This is a genomic window from Rothia sp. HMSC072E10 (assembly GCF_001813965.1).
GTDB lineage: Bacteria > Actinomycetota > Actinomycetes > Actinomycetales > Micrococcaceae > Rothia > Rothia mucilaginosa_A.
Genome location: NZ_KV814491.1, coordinates 229,850 through 248,565, shown reverse-complemented (window position 1 = coordinate 248,565; position 18,716 = coordinate 229,850). Strand labels below are relative to the sequence as shown.

The 18,716-nt window shown below is 59.1% G+C and carries 13 protein-coding genes, 1 tRNA gene and 1 other RNA gene; 13 read left to right on the top strand and 2 right to left on the bottom strand.

Annotation, left to right across the window (positions count from 1 at the left end):
- Positions 1 to 87: 87 nt before the first annotated feature.
- Both HMPREF2944_RS06405 and def read left to right on the top strand, forming a co-directional pair.
- Positions 88 to 160: transfer RNA gene (locus HMPREF2944_RS06405), tRNA-His, on the top strand.
- A gap of 223 nt (positions 161 to 383) precedes the next feature.
- Positions 384 to 956, top strand: coding sequence for a peptide deformylase (def, locus tag HMPREF2944_RS06400; RefSeq protein WP_044141710.1), 573 nt, complete (start codon positions 384 to 386; stop codon positions 954 to 956).
- Positions 957 to 1,082: 126 nt separating this feature from the next.
- Here the strand turns inward: def and rnpB are convergent.
- Positions 1,083 to 1,476, bottom strand: an RNA gene (rnpB, locus tag HMPREF2944_RS06395) — RNase P RNA component class A.
- Between the two features lie 115 nt (positions 1,477 to 1,591).
- Between rnpB and HMPREF2944_RS06390 the strand changes: the two genes are divergently transcribed.
- From HMPREF2944_RS06390 to HMPREF2944_RS06360, 7 genes are all read left to right on the top strand, one after another.
- Positions 1,592 to 2,386: a YaaA family protein gene (locus HMPREF2944_RS06390; RefSeq protein WP_049345457.1), complete on the top strand. Its 795-nt coding sequence runs from the start codon at positions 1,592 to 1,594 to the stop codon at positions 2,384 to 2,386.
- Between the two features lie 397 nt (positions 2,387 to 2,783).
- The gene (locus HMPREF2944_RS06385) at positions 2,784 to 3,848 is read left to right on the top strand and encodes a twin-arginine translocation signal domain-containing protein (RefSeq protein ID WP_070681644.1); all 1,065 of its coding nucleotides are present in this window, start codon (positions 2,784 to 2,786) and stop codon (positions 3,846 to 3,848) included.
- Between the two features lie 398 nt (positions 3,849 to 4,246).
- A complete protein-coding gene (locus tag HMPREF2944_RS06380) occupies positions 4,247 to 6,079 on the top strand; it encodes an S-layer homology domain-containing protein (protein ID WP_070681641.1) in 1,833 nt (610 codons plus the stop codon).
- Between the two features lie 323 nt (positions 6,080 to 6,402).
- Complete coding sequence (locus tag HMPREF2944_RS06375; RefSeq protein WP_070681638.1) at positions 6,403 to 7,302, top strand: S-layer homology domain-containing protein; 900 nt, start codon at positions 6,403 to 6,405, stop codon at positions 7,300 to 7,302.
- A 264-nt stretch (positions 7,303 to 7,566) separates the two neighbouring features.
- Positions 7,567 to 9,684, top strand: coding sequence for an S-layer homology domain-containing protein (locus tag HMPREF2944_RS06370; protein ID WP_070681635.1), 2,118 nt, complete (start codon positions 7,567 to 7,569; stop codon positions 9,682 to 9,684).
- A gap of 395 nt (positions 9,685 to 10,079) precedes the next feature.
- Positions 10,080 to 12,029: an S-layer homology domain-containing protein gene (locus tag HMPREF2944_RS06365; protein ID WP_070681633.1), complete on the top strand. Its 1,950-nt coding sequence runs from the start codon at positions 10,080 to 10,082 to the stop codon at positions 12,027 to 12,029.
- A 292-nt stretch (positions 12,030 to 12,321) separates the two neighbouring features.
- Positions 12,322 to 13,944: an S-layer homology domain-containing protein gene (locus HMPREF2944_RS06360; protein ID WP_070681630.1), complete on the top strand. Its 1,623-nt coding sequence runs from the start codon at positions 12,322 to 12,324 to the stop codon at positions 13,942 to 13,944.
- A 119-nt stretch (positions 13,945 to 14,063) separates the two neighbouring features.
- Here the strand turns inward: HMPREF2944_RS06360 and HMPREF2944_RS06355 are convergent, their stop codons facing one another.
- Positions 14,064 to 14,996, bottom strand: coding sequence for a Nif3-like dinuclear metal center hexameric protein (locus HMPREF2944_RS06355; RefSeq protein ID WP_070681627.1), 933 nt, complete (start codon positions 14,994 to 14,996; stop codon positions 14,064 to 14,066).
- A 129-nt stretch (positions 14,997 to 15,125) separates the two neighbouring features.
- On the opposite strand from HMPREF2944_RS06355, the gene msrA reads away from it, so the two are divergent.
- From msrA to HMPREF2944_RS06335, 4 genes are all read left to right on the top strand, one after another.
- Complete coding sequence (gene msrA / locus HMPREF2944_RS06350; protein ID WP_070681624.1) at positions 15,126 to 15,647, top strand: peptide-methionine (S)-S-oxide reductase MsrA; 522 nt, start codon at positions 15,126 to 15,128, stop codon at positions 15,645 to 15,647.
- Between the two features lie 97 nt (positions 15,648 to 15,744).
- Positions 15,745 to 16,539 (top strand): DUF6318 family protein, encoded by a 795-nt coding sequence (locus HMPREF2944_RS06345; RefSeq protein WP_371440410.1) that lies wholly within the window; start codon positions 15,745 to 15,747, stop codon positions 16,537 to 16,539.
- A gap of 200 nt (positions 16,540 to 16,739) precedes the next feature.
- Positions 16,740 to 17,570 (top strand): DUF6318 family protein, encoded by an 831-nt coding sequence (locus tag HMPREF2944_RS06340; protein ID WP_070681621.1) that lies wholly within the window; start codon positions 16,740 to 16,742, stop codon positions 17,568 to 17,570.
- A gap of 167 nt (positions 17,571 to 17,737) precedes the next feature.
- Positions 17,738 to 18,565, top strand: a complete 828-nt coding sequence (locus tag HMPREF2944_RS06335) for a DUF6318 family protein (protein WP_070681618.1) — start codon at positions 17,738 to 17,740, stop codon at positions 18,563 to 18,565.
- Positions 18,566 to 18,716: the final 151 nt, after the last annotated feature.

The window sequence follows — 18,716 nt, the reverse complement described above, 5'->3', positions numbered from 1 at the left end:
TCACCCAATCTCAGCTTGGCAGGGTTCGTGAACTCATGTACAGTAGTATCCGTTGCACATCGCAAGGGAAACCAAGCGAAGCACATGGTGGTCGTAGCTCAGTTGGCAGAGCGCCTGGTTGTGGTCCAGGAGGTCGCGGGTTCAACCCCCGTCGATCACCCCGATGGAAAGGGTCGTTATGGTTATCCGTAACGACCCTTTCGCTTTACCCTCACCTCGGTTTACCCGCACAAGGTTTACCGGAGCAAAACTTTTACACCAGCATTTTCAACCCTTCGAACGAGAACCGCACGCCCCGCGACTTCACGCGGCAGGCGCACCCGATAAGTTCCCGTTCAACACAAGCAAAAAGTTCCCGTTCAACACAAGCAAAGGATGATTCCGTGGCTATTCGCCCCATCGTTATTCACGGCAACCCCGTTCTGCACCGCCCCGCGGCACCCGTCACCGAGTTTAATGATGAGCTCAAGGAACTCGTGGCTGACATGTACGAAACCATGGACGCATCCAACGGCGTGGGTCTGGCGGCACCGCAGATCGGTGTGGGCCTGCGCATCTTCACCTACAAGATGGAGAACGAGGACGGCGTTCCCCCGCGCGGCTGCATCATCAACCCGGTGCTGACCCTGGGCAAGATTTCTACCGCTGACCCGGACCCCTACGAGGAGGAAGAGGGCTGCCTGTCCTTCCCCGGTTACGGCTTCCCCCTCAAGCGCGCCGAGTGGGTCACGGTGAACGGCCTTGACGAGCACGGCAACCCCGTCCATTTCGAGGCGACCGGCTGGTTCGCACGCTGCATGCAGCACGAGACCGACCACCTGGACGGCAAGCTGTACGTGAACCGTCTGAACAAGAAGTGGACCGGCAAGATGAAGAAGGTCGTCAAGAAGGAAGGCTGGACCGTGGACGGCAACTCGTGGATGCCGGGTGTGGATCCCGATCCCTTCGGCCACTAATCGCGGGCTCCCCTAGAGCCTTCCCAAAGGTCGGGCGGGCCTCCCGCGAAGCTTTAAAGCGAAGACCGCGAACGCATTAGAAAATGCGTTCGCGGTCTTCGCTTACCATCTGCGGATGGTGACATGAAAACGGGTCATCCTATGAGCCGGGTTCTGTCTAAAACGCCGCCCGAAGGGGCGTTTCGAGGCAATCATCTATCTAGAACGTACGTTGCCGCACGTCTCAAGCAGCCTACCCGAATACGCACCCCGAGAACCGGGGATCGGGCGCACTACCCTACCATGGCGCATCCTATTTGACCTTGCTCCGGATGGGGTTTACCTAGCCGGGCACGTCACCGCGCCCGCTGGTGGTCTCTTACACCACCCTTTCACCCTTACCGCGGCGAACCGCGGCGGTTTACTTTCTGTGGCACTGGCCTGCGGGTTACCCCGAGTGGATGTTATCCACCATCCTGTGCTGTGGAGCCCGGACTTTCCTCGAAGCATCCGAGTACCTCGCGATTGCCCGGACGGCCCGTTTTCACCCCACTCATTATACGCATACCTCTCGGGGCGGTTATTTACCGGGTTCGTCTCGCGGGTACGCTGGAATCTCGCGGATGCGCTGGCAGCCTGCCAGGTACACTGGGTAGATGCTAATTCTTCTTCCCCCGTCTGAAGGTAAGACCCCCGCCCCGGCGGGCAACGCCCCGGTTTCTTTTGCCGATCTCTCCTTTCCGGAGCTGACTGCTGAGCGTGAGAGCGTCCTGGAGGAGCTGACCGCGGTCAGTTCGGGGCCCGATGCCCTGGCGGAGCTGAAGGTGGGTGCATCCCTCGAAGCAGAGGTGGAGCGCAATACGCGCCTGCTGTCCGTGCCGGCGCAGCCCGCGATTCGCACCTATACGGGCGTGCTGTTTGAGGCGCTGGATTACGCGAGCTTCTCCCCCGCCGAGCGCGATGCGGCGCACTGGTCGTTGCTGATTTCTTCGGCCCTGTGGGGTGTTCTGCGCCCCGAGGATGCGATTCCCGCCTACCGCCTGTCCATGGGTGTGAAGCTGGGTTCGATTGGTGCGCTGGCAAACTTCTGGAAGGGTGCGCTGGGCACCGCCCTGGAGGCAACCGCGAAGGACCAGCTGATTCTGGATTGCCGTTCTGCAGCCTACGCGAAGTCGTGGGTGACTCCCCCGTCGCAGACTCTGGCGGTTCGCGTGGAGCGTGTGGCGGCCGATGGTTCTCGCAAGGTCGTCTCACACATGGCGAAGCATTACCGCGGCCTCTTTGCTCGGTATCTGATTCAGTCGGGATTGGCGGCGCGCCCCCTGGATGGTTCCACGGCGGGTATCGCCGAATTCTTGGAGGCGGTCAGCGAGGACTGGGCGGTGGAGTGCGCTCTGCCCACGGCTCGTAAGGCGGGTGTCCTGACCCTCCTCGTGCACGAGGGGCAATAAATCCCAGCGGGCTTTATGTCATGATTTTAGCCGGGCGGTGCGATCGTGCTACCCGGCTAAAAATTTAAATATTAAGAAATTTTTACCCTTAAAAGAGTCGCGGGAAATAACATTCTTTCTCAGTGATTTAGCATTTCCTCTCATCGACGCTTTCCTAATGCGCTCTACGGCAGAGGTATCACTCAGCGCACCGTTTTCTTTAACCATTCGATGTGTTTATAGTATTAATTAACCCCTCACCGAGAGGGATTGCATATTCACCTCGCGTTCTCTCGACTCAGCGCTATCGAAGCCCGATACGTCCTGCACGCCGATAGGTCTCGCTCGGATTATGGCCGAGCTACAGGTCTAGCGGCGGTATAACAATTCATTCAGAAACACACCGATTGGACACGATATGTCTACCTCGTCATCTCGTCGCCTCTTCCTGAAGGGCACCGCCGCCCTCGGTATCGCCGGGGCGCTAGGAGCTGGCCAGCTCGCCCTGCAGGGTGCACAGGCCGCAACCCTGGACATTCAGAGCGTTCCTCTGGATTTGCAGGTCAATCAGGCAATGATTGATATCAGCGGATTTACCCTCTCCTACGAAGTTTCCGGCTTGCAACCGATTTTTGAAAACGGGCTATATACTCCCTATTTTGAAATCGGTAACTACACCGAGGATAAGGGATTTAAAGTATTCTATTTTATTTCCCTCGAGAAGAATCGTTTGGATACCGATAATGTGTACCGCCAAACGGTCATTCTTCCCACGGGTATGACGACCGGCCCGAAGGGAAAGTACGGTATTCGCCTTACCCTGCGCCCCTACAATAAGCAGTACACCATTCTGCGCACGATGGTTTCTGACGTTACCGTCAATACCGATTACGCGTGGACGCCTTTCATTATTGACCTGGAAGACGAAGATCCGTACTCCTACGACGTATACACCGTGTGCCAGCAGAAGATGATGCTCATCGACAAGAACCGCCGCATCTACCCTTACCGCGCGGCCACGCGCGGCGACCTTATGGATACGCTGTACCGCACGGTGGGTTCGCCCAAGGTAGTTCTCCCCGCAGTTTCGCCGTACCCGGATGTTTCGCCGCAGGATCCCCGGTACGCCGCCTACATCTGGGCCGTGCAGAAGGGACTGACGAGCGGCTGGTCCGACGGCAAGATGCATCCGGAGGCGGTGGCTCACCGCACCACGATGGCCGCTTTCCTGTATCGCTTCAACGAGGCGTACCCGGCCCTTACCGAAGGAACCCACCCCACTCCGGTGGCGCCTGCGGATATGCACCCCGGTTCTCCCTTCTTTAGGGAATCCGTGTGGTTGCATACGCGCGCGAATATCGACCCGAATTTCGCGTACAAGAGCGCAAATTTCTTCCCGGACCAGGAAGTCACCCGTGCGGAATGGGCGCGAGCTCTGATTATGCTGCACGCGGATACCCTGTGTGCCAATATGCGAGATTAAGGGCGGGTCGGGCCTCACCCGGCCTTTCCCTAATCTTTCTTCGCTAGATACCCCATCTTGCAATTGCGTATCAAACCCACCGCACGACGAGACTTATCAACTTTATATAGTTGATAATTTGGTTTTTATCGATTGTGCGGTGGGTTTTCTGCCTCGTTTGGAGCATGGAGCTTTGCCCGCGACTCAGTGTTTGTGCTTATCAGCACAATATTTAGGCATATTTTCCACCTCATGCACATAGTTTTTAAAGTTATACTTCAGCTTAAGATCAGCCTTCTGGTGTGAAACTTTTTCCAAGTCCACAACCGCCCCGATTACGGCAGGTCTTATCTATTTGCTACGGTGTTGATACGCACTTCCACACAATGCGTCACACCGATAAAACTGATTGGATACCAATGTCCTCACTTCAGAGCCATCCGCGTTTCGTATTCTCTAAGAATATGGTGAAGGGCGGTTGCGCCCTCACCCTTGCCGGCGCGATGCTCCTGCCTCTCTCCCCGGCCATGGCGGCCCCCACGGCGAATACCCCGGCAGTAGCCGGTGCCGTGCAGCAGGGAGAAGCACAGAACACGCAGCACCTGCAGGTCACCTCCGGCACCTTCGACATCCTCAAGGGCGGCACCATCACCGTTAACGGCTCCGGATTCTCCCCCGAGTTCGTGCACGATAAGTCTTTCCGTCTTTACATCGTGCCCAAGGGTGAGAGCATCGCTTTCCCGCCGCATCACCCGCGCAGCTACCCCTACTACGCCCAGGACGTGCCCTCCACCGCCTTTGCTGCGGACGGCACCGTGAAGCTCACCGTATCGGTGGACGCCAACTTCTTTGAGGCAACAGGCTCCTTCTTCGACGTGGTGCTCGGCTACCGCGACTCCGACCAGGACGGTTGGATTCCGGCGGGCGAGACTCGCACCGAGCTGAAGGTTGCCGCCGTTCCCACGGTTTCGTCCCCGACCCTGAGCTACAGCGCTTCAACCGTGGATGCTTCGGCAAACACCTCGATCACCGTGAACGGCGCTGGATTCCAGGACATTTCCTACAACGGCAACGAGTCTCTGATTCTGGCCGTGCGCGCAGTTGACCCGGCCACCGGCAAGCCGACCGGCCCCGCGCTGGCCCAGTCCGAGGCAAAGTTCACCTACTACTCGGCCTTCTTCGGCCAGTACATGGGCTACGTTAACGGCCGCTTCAGCACGAGCCTGAACATCCCCGCGGGCACCCTGAAGGCTGGCACTTCCTATGTGGTGCAGACCTTCGAGTACACCGTCCCGGAAGACAACGACCAGGCGAACGAGCAGGCCCTGAGCACCCAGACATTCGTGCCGGTGACCGGCGTGAACGCCGTCCACGCAGACCCCTCGGTTACCCTGAGCACCGATTCGGTGGATCTGGGCTCTTCCACGACGGTTCGTGTGAAGGGCTCCCACCTCAATGTTCCGGCCGGTTCTTCGGTCCAGGTTCTCTTCTCCGCGGCCGAGGCTGACGGTCAGCCCACCGGCGACCCCATCCAGAAGGTTGTGCTCCCCGCCAACCGCGTGTCCCAGGGCGCCTTCGAGACTGCCCTGTCGATTGACGGAACCCAGCTCGAGGCCGATGGCCACTACGCGATCTTCGTGAACGTGGTATCAGCCAAGGGCGAGAGCGAGCGCGTCTCGGCCACCTACCTGAACCTGACCGGCACCTCGCCGCAGCAGAAGAATGGTTTTGCCGACGTTCCCTCCACCCACTCACTGTACAAGGCCGTGCAGTGGGCCAACGAGAAGAAGCTCCTGGACCCGCACGAGAAGACCTGGTTCGGGGCGAACGATAACGCAACCCGCGGTGAACTGACCGTTGCCCTGTACCGTCTGGCGGGTTCGCCGAAGGTCACCCTTCCCGCGACCAGCCCTTATAAGGACGTGAAGACCACCGACCCGAACTACTCTGCCTACATTTGGGCTCGTCAGAAGGGTATTACCTACGGTTGGGCCGACGGTAATTTCCACGCCGAGGCCGGTGTCTCGAACGCCACCGTGGCGGCCTTCCTGTACCGTTACGACGGCAAGAAGCGCGTGACCGTCACCCAGGCTCCGTACACGGACGTCAAGGTGGGTTCGGCGTTCTACCGCGAGATTACCTGGGCTAAGCAGCGTAATCTTCAGGTGTTCCCGGGCAGCAACTACTACCCCACGGCTCTGGCAAGCCGTGGCGAGCTGGCCGGGTTCCTGATGAACTACGCGGGCCGCTAAGGGCTGACAAAGCCTTCTTCTGCCGGGCGGATGCAGATGCTACCGAGAGGTGCGTCGCGCATCCGCCCGGCGGATTTTTGCGGGGGTGGAAGCCGCGCCGATCACCTGGCTCATCTCTCACCGTTGAGCCTATTTCCATAAAACCACCCCGGCAGTATTCCAGCATATCCAAGGCCTTTCAGCGGGTTGAGTTCGCATTTTGGGTCCTGCGGTTTTATGCTAGGTCTATTGCATATCCGTGCGCGTATTCCCCTTTTCCGGCGGGGAACACGCGGTAGCGCGGTACAAGAAACACACCGACACACCAACCACATCGAGGATTTATGTCCCGCAACGCGAAGCGTTCCGCCACGTCTAATTCTTCACCGAATCATCACGAGTCCGCACAGGTTCTCAGCTCCGTCGATTCTGCCGACGCATCCGCCGAGCAGCGGAAGAAGTCGACTTCCCACCGCCGCATCGAGCTGGGTGTGGGCGCGGTAATCCTGGCGGGTGTGCTGTACCTGCCGTTCTCTCCCCTTCTCTCGATGGCCGATCCCTCGCAGGCGAATACTCCGGCGGCAGATGCCCCCGTCTCGACATCGACCAGCCTTCATGCCTCCGCGGATGGTAGCCCCTCGCTAAGCCTCTCTTCCCCCGACACGAAGCTACACCGTCCGGTCATTGCCTCGCCCGATTACCAGCCCGCTTTCGAGGATGTACCCGAGGGTTCTGCCTACTACGATGGTGTGCGCTGGGCCGTGCGCGCGCAGGTGATGAATCCCGATTCCGAGACTCTCTTCGGCGCGGATAACACGGTGACGCGAGGCGAGCTGATTCGCATCTTCTATCGTCTGGCGGGCTCGCCGTCCGTGACCCGGCCGGACCATTCCCCTTACGAGGACGTTGACGAGTCCGATCCGAATTACGATGCCTATCTGTGGGCGCGCGAACAGCAGATTACGAGCGGCTGGAATGATGGCAAGTTCCACCCGGAGGCGCCCCTGTCGAACGCCTCGACCGTCGCCCTGTTGCACCGTGCTGACGGCTCCTCGAAGATTCAGCTGACGGGCACCTCACCGTTTAGTGACGTGACTTCCTCGACCCCCTTCTATCGCCAGATTGTGTGGGCGTCTCGCCGCGGCGTGTCGACCGTTTCTGAGGGCGACGCGTTTGCCCCGACGGAGCACACGTCGAAGGCACGCGTGGCGATGATGCTGTACCTGTACTTCCGCACGCTGTAGCCGGCGGTCCGGGGTCTTAGAGATTGAAATAAAGGGAAACATTCAACATGCAGTTGAGCGGGTCTGCGATTTCCGGTTGAGGGTTTGGTAGGGTGAAATCATCCCCGAAACCGACGGGGAAAACCAACCAACCCATCGCACCCGCGTCCCCATACGCGCGGGGGTGCCTCACCGTTTTGGTGCGGTATTCCGCAATGTTGCGCACCGCTTCCCGCGGTACCGCACACCGCGGTGCGAGACACAATAGAACCGATAGGGATAATGATGTCTTCTCTTCCGAACTCTAAGACCCCTTCTTCTTTTGCCCGCGCAGCACAAGGATGCGGTGCGCTGGTTCTCGCCGGTGCCATGGTGCTTCCCATGAGCCCGGCGCTGGCTCAGAATGTGACTGCGGAAGCACCCGCGGCCGTTGCCGCCGGCTCCCTGCCGGCTGACCACACCCCGAAGGCCGGCGGTGACCAGAAGGCTGAGACCAACGCCTTCACCCCGCACTGGAGCTACAGTGCCCTCACCGATACGTCCAAGGACCAGGATTTTCACTTCAACGGCTGGGACTTCAACGGCGATATTAACTCCCCCAAGGGCGTGCAGATTCTTATTCGTGAGAAGGGTTCGAACACCCCCGTCCTGGCTATCAGCGACATTGTCGAGTACAACGACCCCGAGTATGCGTTCCAGTACCAGCACGGGTACCTCATCGGCAATGTTAAGATTCCCGCTAACACCCTGGATTCGACCAAGCAGTACACCGTCGAGGTGTGGGGTAACAACGGCTACGAGGGCAGCGACAAGCTCGTCACTCCCGTCGTGGGTCAGGCCCCCGAGGGTCGCGGCACTCTGCTGGCCTGGCAGGATCTGAACTTCAAGGGTTCGGACGGCGTCCAGGCCGCCAACCTGCCCACGGCTCAAGACAACAACAAGAAGCCCGAGCCGACGCCGGATCCCAAGCCCGTGGAGCAGACCACCACTTTTGAGGCATCCGTTCCCGACGGCTACAAGTACGACGGCGTGGTCCCCTTCCTCATCACGACCGAGGGCGGCACCGTTCACGTGAAGGGTTCGGGCTACACCAAGGAATGGCGTGCCCAGCACGGCACCGTGGCGCTATACATTGCCCCCGCAAAATACGCACCCTCTGGCTACAGGATTCCGACCTCGGATATGCTGCGTTTTGTGGAGGGTCAGGACTTCACCATTGCCGATGACGGCACCTTCGAGGCTGACCTGAAGGTTGAGGCGTACAAGCTTGCCGCCTACTACTTCATTGACGACGATATTTTCCACGATCCGACCGGCGGCACGAAGTACGATGTCCGCTACAATATTCACGTAGTTGCTGAGCAGAAGGGCCAGAAGCCGCTGACCACTGAGGAGCTGTGGACCAGCAAGAACGTGGTGAGCACTCGGGTGCTGAACACTCTGGGCGAGAAGCCGGAGCCGTTCGCGCCGCGCCTGAGCTACGACGCTGTGGCTGATTCTGCAAAGGCGCAGGTTTTGCACGTTGGCGGTCAGGGGTTCAACGGCAATATTAACTCCGTTAAGGGCGTTCAGTTCGTGGTTCGCGAGAAGGGCTCGAACACCCCGGTTCTGGCAACCAGCGACATTATCGAGTTTGACCACCCCACCCAGGCTTCGGCCTACCGTGACGGCAATCTGCACGGTACCGTGAATCTTCCGGCAAACACCCTGAATACCTCGAAGAAGTACGTGATTGAGGTCTGGGCTAACGACGGTTACAGCGAGAACGGCGAGCTACTCGCGCCGGTCGTGGGCAAGTCCACCGAGGGTCGCGGCGAGCTGCTCGCATGGCAGGACCTGGACCTGAACGGCACTAACGGCTACAAGGATGCAAACCTGCCCACGGCTCAGGACAACGACAAGAAGCCTGACCCGGCGCCGCAGCCGACCCCCAAGCCCGAGCCGAAGCCTCAGCCGTCCCCGCAGCCCGACCAGAACCAGCTTCAGAAGGCCACCCGCGGTGAGCTCGCGGCAGCCCTCTACGTGCAGGCGGGTACCCCCGAGGTGAAGCTCCCCGAGACTTCCCCGTGGCCGGATGTGAAGACCACCGACCCGAACTTCCCCGCCTACGTGTGGGCCCGTCAGAAGGGCATCACCTTCGGCTGGTCGGACGGCAAGTTCCACGCCGACGCCGGCGTTTCGAACGCAACCGTTGCGGCTTTCACCTACCGCGCGGCGGGTTCGCCTGCAGTAACGGGCACCTCCTCCTACAAGGACGTGACCCCGGGTTCGGCCTTCTACCGTGAGATTCTGTGGGCTCAGCAGAACAAGGTGGTGCTGAACACTAACGGCACTTTTGACGCTCAGCACATGGTGACCAAGGCTGAGCTGGCCACCCTGATCGCGGCATACCAGGCTCGCTAAGCGTCGCATCGGTGCGCTCGCGTCTCCCTCGGGTTTTACCTTGGGGCGTATGCGGCGCGTTGGATAGCTCTCTGGTTCCCCGTGCTCCCGAATGGTTTTCTGTTCGGGAGCACGGGGTTTTCTGTGCCCGTTTTCTGTACCCGTTGTTTGAACCATTTTTCTGCGCTTTTTTAAGTGCTTGCAGGGTCGTTGAGGCACAAAATTTCAGGACTTTTACTCGTCCCTTGAGCGTTCTCGGGACTTCTCATTGAGGGTTTGGTAGGGTGAGAATATCCCCGAAACCGACGGGGATACTCAACCACTTTCTCCTTGGGCCAGCGCAGATTCGACGGAAATTTCTCACCCCCATTTAGAACCTGCATCGGCGCAATGGACATGACCGATAAGGAATGTTTATGTCCGCTCTTCCGAACTCTAAGTCTTCTTTCCTCCGTGCGGCGCAGGGATGCGGCGCATTGGCGCTGGCCGGCGCGATGGTTCTGCCAATGTCTCCAGCGCTTGCCCAGAACGCTACTGCAGATACGACTGCAACTGCAGCGGCTAGTTCTCAGTCGGGTGATCGCGTCCGTGAGAACCCTGTTGCCACTTCTGATGAGTTCACTCCCCACTTGGGCTACCACTCGTTGAAGAACACTGATGAGGACCAGGTTCTGGAATTCTCGGGTTGGGGTTTCGGCGGCGAGATTAACTCCCCGAAGGGTGTTCAGGTTGTTGTGCGAGAGGTGGGTTTGAACGCCCCGGTTCTGGTGGTTAGCGACATCATTGAATATAACCACAAGGAGCTGGCTTTCGCTTACCAGGACGGCTACATCCACGGTACGGTGAAGATTCCGGCGAACACCCTGGATAAGTCAAAGGATTATGTTATCGAGGTGTGGGGTAACAACGGCTACGAGGGCGACGAGTTTATTACCCCCGTCGTGGGTCAGGCGCCCGAGAGTCGCGGTACCCTGCTGGCTACCCAGGAGCTGGACTTCGATGGCTCTGACGGCACGACGGCTGCGGATATTCCGGGTAAGACCCCGCAGAAAGCTACGTTCAAGTTTTCGTACGACAACAAGGAACAGCTGCTGTACACCTCCGAGGGCGGCACCATCCACGTGAAGGGTTGGGGCTACACCAAGGAGTGGCGTGAGAAGCATGGCAAGGTAGTGGTTTACATTGTTGCTTCTCAGGGTGTTCCTGACGGCGCTGATGTTCTGCCCGCCAATGATGTTCTACTCCGTTTTGAGGAGGGCAAGGACTTCACCATTGCTGAAAACGGCGTCTTGGACGCTCAGCTGACGGTCAAGCCCAATGCGTTGCAGAGCTACTACAAGCCTCGCGTTCCTTTCCTCGGCATTCCGCGTTACGAGAAGCGTTACGAGGTGAGTTACGAGATTGGTATGTTTACCGAGATGCAGGGTGAGCCCCAGCTGACTGTGGAGGACCTGCAGGCTGGTAAGAACGTGCTGTATCGTACTGTGCTGGACACTCAGGCGTTCCGCTCCAGCGCGTTTGCCCCCAAGGTGGAGTACAAGGCTCTGGGTGACACCGCCGCTGATCAGAGCATTTACTTTTTGGGTACCGGCTTCTACGGTAAGTTTGCCTCCTCCGGGGGTGTTCAGTATGTGATTCGTGAGAAGGGTTCGAACACCCCGGTTCTGGCGACGAGTGACATCTTTTGGTATAACCGCTATCACCATTTTTCTGAGTTCGAGAACGGCGAGGTACGCGGCGTCGTGAAGGTGCCGGCGAGTACTCTGGACCCGGCGAAGAAGTACGTCGTGGAGGTTTGGAGTAACGACGGCTATAAGAACGGCGAGTTTGCCGGCCCTGTGGTGGGCAAGGCGCCCGAGGGCCGCAGTACCCTACTGGCTTCTCAAGACCTGAACTTCAAGGGATCTGACGCTACTGAGGGTAAGCAGCCCAGTCTGACCGATGAGCAGCGCAAGGAGCGCGCTACCCGCGGCGAGCTGACAGCGGCGTTGTACGCTCAGGCTGGTAGTCCCAAGGTGGACCTCCCCGAGACCTCTCCCTGGCCGGATGTGAAGACCACCGACCCGAACTATGCCGCCTACATTTGGGCTCGCCAGAAGGGCATTACCTTCGGCTGGGCTGATGGCAAGTTCCATGCGGATGCCGGAATTTCGAACGCTACCGTCGCGGCTTTCACCTACCGCGCGGCTGGGTCCCCCACCGTGCAGTACTGGTCCCCGTACACCGATGTGGCCCCGGGTTCTGCGTTCTTCCGTGAGATTGCGTGGGCTGGGCAGAACAAGGTTGCACTGAGTACCAGCGGCACGTTCAACCCCAAGCACATGGTGACTCGCGGTGAGCTGGAGGTTCTGATGATGGCTTTCTAGGCTCGCTCAGCGTAGCCACCTGAATGACCCCGTGCTCCCGAATGGTTTTCTGTTCGGGAGCACGGGGTTCAGCTTTTAATAGCTAACCGCTGCGTAAGATTTCCACGAACCTTCAAGTATCCCTTGAGTGTTTCCTGACAATCGTTCAACGCTTTGATAGGGTGAGGATATCCCCGAAACCGAGGGGGATTTTCAACCACTTTTCTCATGGGGCACGCGCAGATTCGACGGTAGATTCCCGGCCTGCCGGTAAGCTCGCGCAGCCCCGGAGAAATGACCCTAAGGATGTCTTATGTCCTCACTTCCGAACTCTAAGTCTTCATTCTTCCACGCGGCTCGGAACTGCAGCGCGCTCGTACTGGCGAGCGCAATGGTCCTGCCTATGACCCCGACGTTAGCCCAGGACGCAGCGCCCACCGCAAACGCGCCCGTTGCTAACGCACCGACTGCCAATACCCCTGCAACTCAGGATGTCGCGGATGAGCCGTCTTTCACCGTTACGTATGAGGATTACTACTACCAGGACGGCCGTGACTACATCGGGCAAGAGGGCGACGGCCTGTACACCGGTGAGGACAGTAAAATTACGGTTCTGGGCACCGGCTTCACCAAGGAGTGGCGCAAGCAGCACGGCAAGGTAGTCATCTACATCGCGCCCGAGGAGAACGTCCCCTATAACGCTCTGCAGATTACCGACACTCTTCTGCGGTTTGAAGAGGGCAAGGACTTCACCATTGACGATGACGGCACCTTTGTCGCCCCGCTGAAGGTTGAGGCTAATACTTTGCCGAGTTACTACACCCTCACGGAGTATTTTCCGGATATGACCCTGGACAAGGTACGTTACGAGGTTGGCATCCTTGCCGAGCCCGAGGCCCAGCCGCAGTCAACCGTTCAGGATATCTGGGCTCGCAAGAACGTTGTGACGCATCACGGTCTGAGCACCAATGATTATCACTCCGATACCTTCGCACCTAAGTTGAAATACGATGCCCTGAAGGACACCACGAAGGATCAGGAACTGCTGATTCAGGGGCAGGGCTTCGTGGGGAATAACATCCCCGGCGCCGAGGGCATGATGTACGTCATCCGCGAGAAGGGTACGGGTTCCCCCGTCCTGGTTATGAGCGAGATGAAGCATTACGTCCACGGTGATGATGAATACGAGACGGGCCTGGAGGGAGGCTTCGCTTTCGTCAATCTCAAGATTCCCGCGAACACGCTGGATCCGTCCAAGCAGTACGTCATTGAGGCGTGGAGCGACTACGGCTATGTCAGCCAGACGGATAAGACCCTCATCACCCCGATTGTGGGTTTGGCCCCGGAGCACCGCGGCGTTCTTTTGGCGCACCAGGACTTGAAGTTTGAGGGCGTCCCGCGTTTCACGAACGCATACGTTCCCGTAGAGGAACGCATGTACTTTTCTACGTCGCTGAACGACGAGGAACAGAAGCAGCCCGCCACCCGCGGTGAGCTGGTTTCCACCCTTTATGAGATGAAGGGCAGCCCCAAGGTGGACCTTCCTGCAGTCTCCCCGTGGCCGGATGTGAAGACGGACGACCCAAACTACTCCGCCTATATTTGGGCTCGCGAAAAGGGCGTTACCTTCGGCGGACCCGACGGCAAGTTCCACGCGGAGGACGGTCTCACGAATGCAACCGTTGCCGCAATGATTTACCGTGCGTCTGGTTCACCGGAAGTATCGGGTGTTTCGTCCTTCCCGGATGTTACACCGGATTCCGCGTTCTACCGCGAGATTCTGTGGGCTACCCAGCAGAATGTTATTACTCCCGAGACCGGCATGTTTGAACCGAACCATGCTGTGACCCGCATTGAATTGGACTGGATGTTGTTTTATTACCGGCATCGTGTGCTGAACCCTATCACTACCGGCCTGTATCGCATTGCTAACTAAGTAGGCCGGGCCGGTTCTAGCCCGGGTACCTCGTCACAACAGACGGGGTGCCCGGGCTCTTACGCGCTGAGGGAATCCGCGCGGATTCTTCTAGAGTTCTCGCCCCTAGAATTCTCGCCCTAGAGTTCCCACGCGGGGGCTGCGGCGGTGCTTGCCGAGTGCGCATCCTGACCGGTTGCCACGCCGGTAGAGACGGTGAAGTCCCACGGGTCGGTGTTGAGCGCGGACAGCTTCGTTTCGATGGCGTAGCCGCGCTCGGCGAGCAGCTTGCGCAGGCGGTCGGCTGCCGAACGCAGCCACAGCGATTCGCTGGCCGGGTGGGAGCAATCAATCAGCGCGATATTGCTGCCGGTAACGCGTGCGGTTTCGCGGAACTCGCTGGCCGGGTGGTGGCGCAGGTCGGCGGTAATGTACACCTGCGCGTCGGTGGCGCGTACCGCGTCGAAGAGGGAGTCACCGGCACCACCGCAGAGGGCAACCCGGCGAATCGGCTGGTCGGCACGGCCCGCGATACGCAACCCGCCGGCGGTGGGAGGCAGGGCCGCCGCGAGGCGTTCTGCAAGCTCCTTCAGGGTCAGTTCTTCGGGCAGGGTGCCGATGCGGCCGGTACCCACAGCGTGTTCCTGCCCGTCGAGCACCTGGGTCTGTGCCTCGGTGAGCGGTTCGCGGTCGATGAGGCCGATGGCGTCACAGAGCGCCTCGTTCACGCCCTCGACGGCGGCATCGGCATTAGTGTGGGCGCCGAGCAGGCCGCATCCGCCCTCGATGAGGGTGTGGAGGACCTCGCCCTTGTAGGTGCTGTCGGGAATGAACTGGGCTCCGCGCAGCAGTAGCGGGTGGTGGGTGATGAGCAGCTGGGCCCCTTCGGCGATGGCTTCCTCGGCGGTAGCGGCGAGCGCATCCACGGCGAAGAGCACGGTGTGCACGGCGGCGGCGGCGCGACCCGCGACGAGACCGGAGGCGTCCCAGCCGGCGGCAAGCTGCGGCGGGAAGAGCGTATGGAAGGCGTCGACGACGTCTGCGAGGGTGGGGGTTGCGAGTTCTTCAGTCATACATCTATTGTGGCAGGTGGCGCGGCGGGGCAGGTGGCGGTTTACGCCAAAGCCCGCGGTAGCACAGGAATATTGTGCGGCCCTGCGGTGTTCTTCAGGTAGTGTGGTTTTATAGTTCAAGGAGGAATCATGACTGATGTTGTTCTTGCCGGCGGCTGTTTCTGGTGCCTGGATGCGGTGTACCGCCAGTTCCGCGGGGTTGAGGCAAGCGTCTGCGGCTACACGGGCGGCGAGACCCCCGACCCTGATTATCGTTCGGTATGTTCGGGTACGACCGGTCACCAGGAGGCGCTGAAGCTCAGCTTTGACCCGCAGGTCATTGACCTGGATACGGTGCTGGATATTTTCTTCACGAGCCACGATCCGACCAGCTGGGATCGTCAGGGTGCGGATACCGGTTCGCAGTACCGTTCGGTGCTTTTCTACGCGGATGAGCAGCAGCGTGAGGCGTTTGAGCGTGCGGTGGCGCGTGCTCAGCAGCTGTACCCCTCCCCCATTGTTACGGAGATTAAGCCCCTGGGCGTGTTCTATGAGGCTGAGGATTATCACCAGAACTATTACGCATTGAATCCGGCGCAGGGTTATTGTGCGTTTGTGGTGAGCCCGAAGGTGGCCAAGGCTCGCCGCGCTTTCTCGCAGTTGCTCCGTTAGAACGGTTTTGTGACGAACGGTTAGTGGGATGAACGGGTAGCCCGGGTATGATGATTACAGTAGCTCACTCAGCTCTGATGAATTCTACCGAGAGGCTATGATGAACAGCCCTTTCCCTGTTTCTTCCATTGTGACCCGTCGCGCCGCCCTGCTGGCCGCAGGTGCTGGTGCCGCCGTGACGCTGAGCGCCTGTGCCCAGTCCGTGCATCCGCTGTCGAAGTCTTCCGAGTCGGCTTCTGAATCCGCCTCGGCAAGTGAGTCCGCGTCTTCCAGCGCATCGGCCTCTGCTTCTTCTAGCGCCTCGGCCTCTTCCAGCGCTTCTGCGTCTTCGAACAAGTCCTACAAGGGCCCCTTGAAGTTCGATAACTACGAGAAGAACGGCACCTACGTTCCGGCCACCGAAACCGAAAAGGCCAAGAACGTGCCGAAGCCCCTCCCCCCGGAGCACATGAATGATCGGAGCCCCGAGGGAATCTACGAGTTTACGGGCTTCTGGCTGGCTTCCATCAACTACCTGATGCTCACCGGCGATTCTGAGCCGCTCAAGAAGGCTGATCCCGCCGATGTGTACGTTAAGCAGTTTAACGAGTACGTTCAGCTGTACCAGGACTACGGTGGATGGACTTACGGTGCCGATACCCTGATGGAGATGAGCCTTTTGGCGGATCTTCCCCGTCAGAGCACCAAGAACCCCAACCAGTACACGTGGAGTGCCAACCTCACCTTCAACCAGGATTTGAAGGCTCACGTAGACGGTTCTGCTCCCCACAAGATTGCCAAGAGCGAGGGCGGCCGCACGTATGTTGGTGTGGAGTATAAGAATGGTGTCTGGGTGATGCTCACCGGTCACGAGGATGAGGCTTCCGCATCGGCTTCTTCGGCATCGGCATAACTTCCTCTCTCCCCTCCCCCGTACGCACTATTGTGGTTGTGTGCGGGGGACTTTGTGTTTTCGGGATTTCGTGTTTAAGTGCCTGTCCGGCGGCGTATTTCATACATGACGCGCGATGACGGGGCCTTCAGCAAGGACAGGTATGATAGGAGCGGTGGCTCACTCAACTTCCGATAATCTACAAACTTCGAAAGGCTACGATGACCGGCCCTTCTTCCGCCCCCGTTACCCGACGCACCGCGCTATTTATCACCGGTGCTGCGGCTACCGTCGCGCTGAGCGCCTGCGCTCCGAAGGTACGCCCCCTAGCTGATTCCTCTGCCTCGGGCTCGTCTTCTTCATCTCCGTCGGCGGCTTCCTCGTCTAGTGCGTCTGCTTCTTCGAAGGCATCCGCTTCGGCTTCTTCGGGTAAGTCCTACAAGGGTCCCCTGAAGTTCGATAACTACGAGAAGAACGGCACCTACGTTCCGGCCACCGAAACCGAAAAAGCCAAGAACGTGCCGAAGCCCCTCCCCCCGAGCAACATGCACGACCCGTCGGTCGATGGTATCTACTCTTTCCTCGGCTACTGGATTTCGTCGATTAATTATTTGTTGCTTACCGGCGACTCCGAACCGCTGAGCAAGTCTGATCAGGATTATGTGGAGATTTTCCAGCGTTTCTCCACCATGTACCAGGACAAGTCCGGTTGGATGTACGGTTCTGATGCTCCGATGGGCATCTCGCTTTCCACCGATACTCCTACCCAGAAGTCCTCGGGTTCTAACCCGCGATACCGTTGGGATGGTCGTTTGATTCTCGATCAGAATCTGAAGATTTATCTGAAGGGTAGGGGCTCCAACACAGCCTTTACCGCGGAGAGCCACGACATCTACATCGATATGACCTACAGGTCTGGCGGCTGGACCGTTATCACCAAAGATACGAGTGACGACGACAGCGGTAGCTCCGGAAGCTCCGGAAGTTCCCCCTCCCCCAGCTCCAAGAGCCCGAAGAGCGGCAGCGGGAAGAGCGGCGGACTCAACGTCTAGTCAGCCTCCCGACGGTGCGCCTCTATGTGGCGGATGCTTTAGCGCCTAGTGTGCGAGCATCCGCCGCATTTTTTGCACTATCAGATAACTTCATATTGGGTTGAGAACCAGCCTGCGATATTCTGGTTTTAACTGTTCATGCATGTACATTACTCAGAAAGATTCTTATGTCTACTCTGTACACCCGCCGTACCGCGCTGACTGCGTTGGGTATGGGTGCCGCTACCCTGTTGGCCGCCTGCTCTTCTAACTCTTCCGAGTCGTCTTCCTCGCCGAGCGCGACTACCGCATCTTCGAGCGCAAGCACGACTCCTTCCGCCTCCGTGGCTCCCACTCCGGAGGCGACGACCACCGTTGAGCCCGGCCCCAGCCTGAAGGGCGAGGTCGTTCTGGCTGATTACTCCTCGACCGGCACCTTTGAGGCCGGTACGAAGGAGCATAAGGCTCAGAACGTTCCGGTTCCCCTGGAGCCTGCGAAGCTGCGTGAGAACAGCGTTGAGGGCCTGCACGCGTTCATTGCGTACTGGCAGGCCACCCTGAACTACCTGTTGCTCACCGGCGACGGTACCCGCTTCACGAACATTGACCACACGGGTGACTACACCACGGTGGCCGAGCTATTCCAGAGCATGTACGCCTCTGATAGCGGCTGGGTGGTTGGTTCGGAGCGCCCTCTGGTCTTCTCGCTGACCGCGGATCGCCCCACGAAGGACACTCGCACCGGTTACTACACCTGGGCTACCGAGATGACGATTGATACCGCCGAGGGTGCTGGCGTGTACAGTAAGACCAACGACCGCACCCAGACCCTGGCCGATGTATTCAAGTACCAGGGTAAGCCGGTGGCCGGCCAGGTTGTGGCTCATTACCAGGACGGCACCTGGCGTATGGTGCGCCGTACTCCCGGTACAGCTTCGCCTTCGCCGGCTGCTTCGGTGAGCCCGAGCGCTTCTGCGGAGGCTACTACCGCTTCTGCTGAGGCCTCGGCGCAGTAGATTCAACAGGCGCAGTAAAGTTTCTACGCCCTATACCGCTGAGAAGCCACATGTGTTTCGAGAAGCCACCATGTTTGTTGCTTTTCGAAACACATGTGGCTTCTCGCTTTTAGTCTTTGAGAGGCTCACGGCGGCACCGCAAAGCCAAACG